This is a genomic window from Caballeronia sp. (genome assembly GCF_049581465.1).
Classification (GTDB): Bacteria; Pseudomonadota; Gammaproteobacteria; order Burkholderiales; family Burkholderiaceae; genus Caballeronia.
Map to the genome: position 1 here is coordinate 1 of NZ_JBAUSA010000568.1, position 3426 is coordinate 3426.

The window sequence follows — 3426 nt, forward strand, 5'->3', positions numbered from 1 at the left end:
GTCCTGATGATTTAGAGCGGTGACAATGCTGTCTTCCGCATGATGATGGTCAGGGAACAGCGTTTCGAGCGAGGCATTCATTGGATCGTTCCTGTTTTTCTGGTCAGGTAAAAAAGACCGCCATAGAACGGTGGGCAAAGCCAGCGATTTGTTGTGCGGGGTAAGCACTGCATGAAACAAGTATGTCAGACGTTGCGCAATCGCGTTGCATGGGCGCATGCAAAACACTGTTGCGCAATCCATGGCAACTTTCATTCACGTTCCAGACACCGCCACCGCCACCGCCACCGCCCTCGTCACGCCGGTGCGCCATACAGCCTGCGCAGTTCCAGATTCACCTTGAGCACGTTGATCAGCGGCTCGCCCACCAGACCGCCAAACGGTGCGCTTGCTTGCTGACTCAACAGTGCAGCGATTTCAGTGCGGACCCTGGCCGGGTCACGCTTCGTGTCCTTTGCCCACGCATCCGCCACGCGATCGAGCTGGTAAGTCGCGTTGGCGAGCGTAATGTCCGGGTCGAGTCCCGATCCGGAGGTCGTGACAAAATCGCCGGGCACTTCCTGCAAGGCCACGTCCGGATGATCCTGGCGCCACATATCGGAGAAGATCGACTGGACATCGGCGCCATCCTTCACCGGTTCGATCGCGCTCACGCTCTTGCCGTCAGCGCCAGTGTGCGTCACGCTCGACGGGAACTGTCCAGGATGTTCGGCCGAAAAGTTTTCGAAGAACACCACGGCCAGGTCCGCTGCCTTCGGGCTCGGCGTGGCAGGGTTCGCGGCAATCCATTGCTGGAGCACCGTCGCATGCTGCTTCGCCCAGTCATCGACGTATTTGGCGTGGGACGGATCAGCACTCACCCAGGCCTGGGCAAGTCCGTTGTGAGCGTCTGCCCACTGCGCAACAATATGCGGCTGCCCACCGGCATGATCGGCCTGGAACCAGGTCTCGACATCGGGCGCTACCAGTTGCCCTGCTTGCGGCCCGCTTGCATAGCGTGCAATGGGCCCAATCATCCGGGCAACCCGGTCGCGCAACAGATAGTTAGAGCTGCCAAGGGTGGACGATCCGGACGCCGACGCGTCATACGACACCGCCGACGGACGCGACTGGAAGTACTCGTCTTTGGTGAACGGTTGCGCGATCAGCAACGAACCGACCGGCTTACCGTCCGGGCCGTCGACAATACTGCCGTTCGCCTGGAACGGAAACGCGGTCTGGCCGATGACCCACAGCACCGCCGGATAGACACCGCATACCAGCACGGTGACGAGTCCCAGCAGCCAGACACTCTTCGACAGATGGCGCAGCATGACTTCCTCCTTCTTGCGGGACCTTTACATGTACCGCTATGCGACCAGATGCAAGCCGACCATGGCCAGGTCGATCAGCTTGATCCCGGCGAAAGGCACAATCACGCCTCCCAGTCCCCACACCAGCAGATTTCGCCTCAACAAAGCATCCGCCCCGAGCGCGCGGTATCTGACGCCCTTGAGCGCGATCGGAATCAGCAGCGGAATAATCAGCGCGTTGAAGATCACCGCCGAGAGGATGGCCGAAGTCGGCGAATGCAGGTGCATCACATCCATCGCGCCGAGCCACGGCAGGGTGCCGGCAAACAACGCGGGCACGATTGCGAAGTACTTCGCCACGTCGTTGGCGATCGAGAACGTGGTCAGCGCGACGCGTGTCATCAACAGTTGCTTGCCAATCTCGATCACTTCGATGAGCTTCGTCGGATCGCTATCGAGATCGACCATGTTGCCCGCTTCCTTCGCAGCCTGAGTGCCGGAATTCATCGCGAGCCCGACGTCGGCTTGTGCGAGTGCCGGTGCATCGTTGGTGCCGTCGCCCATCATCGCGACAAGCTTGCCTTCGGCCTGCTCGCGACGCAGGTAGGCGAGTTTCGCTTCGGGTGTCGCCTCGGCGATGAACTCGTTCACGCCGGAGAGCCGCGCGATGGTGGCGGCCGTCAGCGCATTGTCGCCGGTGACCATCACCGTATGGAGGCCCATCTTGCGCAAATGCTGAATGCGTTCGCGAATGCCGGGCTTAAGGATGTCTTCGAGGATCACGACACCCACAATCTCGTTGCCGTTCGCCACGACGAGCGGCGTGGCGCCTTGGGCGCCTGCGTGCTGCAGGATCGGATCGAGTCCGTAGGGCACTTCGCCGCCGTGCTTGCGCACATAGGCAATCACCGCGTCCGGTGCGCCTTTGCGAATCACCCGGCAGTCGGGCATGTCGATCCCGCTCATGCGGCTTTGTGCACTGAACGGGATTATTTTCGCGTCGGGGGCACGCTCGGTCCCGAGGCGTAGGGTACGACCTGTGACGCGACCGACAAAATGCTCTTGCCCTCAGGCGTCTGGTCGCCGAACGATGCCAGCGCCGCAAGGCGTTTAAGCTCGCCTTCGTCGTATGCGCCCACCGGCATGAAACCGGTCGCGCGACGGTTGCCGATCGTGATGGTGCCGGTCTTGTCGAGCACGACCGTGTCGATGTCACCCGCGACTTCGACAGCCTTGCCGCTCTTTGCAATAATGTTCGCGCGCAATGCGCGGTCCATCCCTGCAATGCCGATCGCGGCGAGCAATGCGCCAATGGTCGTCGGGATCAGGCAGACGAGGAGGGCAACGAGCGTGGGCACGTCGGTACCCAGGCTATGGAGAGGCTCGGACAGGCCGAGATAGCTGGTCATGTACTGTTCGGCGTTGAACGCCATCGCCCACAGCGGCACGACGACGATCAGGAAGATCAGCGTGAACGCCGACAGTACCAACGTCAGTGCGATCTTGTTGGGTGTGCGCTGGCGTACTGCACCTTCTACCAGCGCAATCATCCGGTCGAGGAAGGTCTCACCCGGTTCTGCGGACACCCGCACTATGATCTCGTCGGACAGGACGGTTGTGCCGCCGGTTACACCCGACCGGTCTCCGCCCGCATCGCGGATCACGGGCGCTGACTCGCCGGTGATCGCGGATTCATCGACGGAAGCGGTGCCTTCGATGATCTCGCCATCGCTCGGAATAACATCGCCGGCTCCCACGATCACGCGGTCGCCGCGCAGCAACTTGATCGACGACACGGTTTCACGCGAGCCATCCGCACGCAGCCTGTAGGCGACCGTATCGCGTCTTGCGCGGCGCAGTGAATCCGCTTGCGCCTTGCCGCGTTCCTCGGCGATCGCCGTTGCGAAGTTTGCGAACACGACGGTCAGGAAGAGCCACGCGTCGAGCGCAATGAAGTATGTGAGTGGCGCCTGGCTGTGAGCTGCGCCGAGCGCCATCTGCACAATGAAGACAAGCGTCAGCACCGCGCCGATCTCAACGACGAACATCACCGGGTTCTTCCACTGGATATCGGGCCGCAGCGCGACCAGCGACTGTCGCAGCGCGGCCCGTATCAGCGCCGACGCGATCAGCC

1 protein-coding gene and 2 pseudogenes are annotated in these 3426 nt (G+C 61.8%); all 3 read right to left on the minus strand.

All coding sequences use genetic code 11. The features are described from left to right. Positions 1-255, minus strand: a pseudogene (locus tag WCA53_RS13995) (hypothetical protein); the annotation flags it as partial. A 41-nt stretch (positions 256-296) separates the two neighbouring features. After that, positions 297-1313: a potassium-transporting ATPase subunit C gene (locus WCA53_RS14000; protein ID WP_423911176.1), complete on the minus strand. Its 1017-nt coding sequence runs from the start codon at positions 1311-1313 to the stop codon at positions 297-299. 36 nt (positions 1314-1349) lie between these two features. Then, positions 1350-3424, minus strand: a pseudogene (gene kdpB / locus WCA53_RS14005) (potassium-transporting ATPase subunit KdpB). Between the last annotated feature and the right edge of the window lie 2 nt (positions 3425-3426).

Coding starts and splice junctions, on each gene's coding strand:
- WCA53_RS14000 (WP_423911176.1), bottom strand. CDS start 1,313: ATGCTGCGCCATCTGTCGAAGAGTGTCTGGCTGCTGGGACTCGTCACC.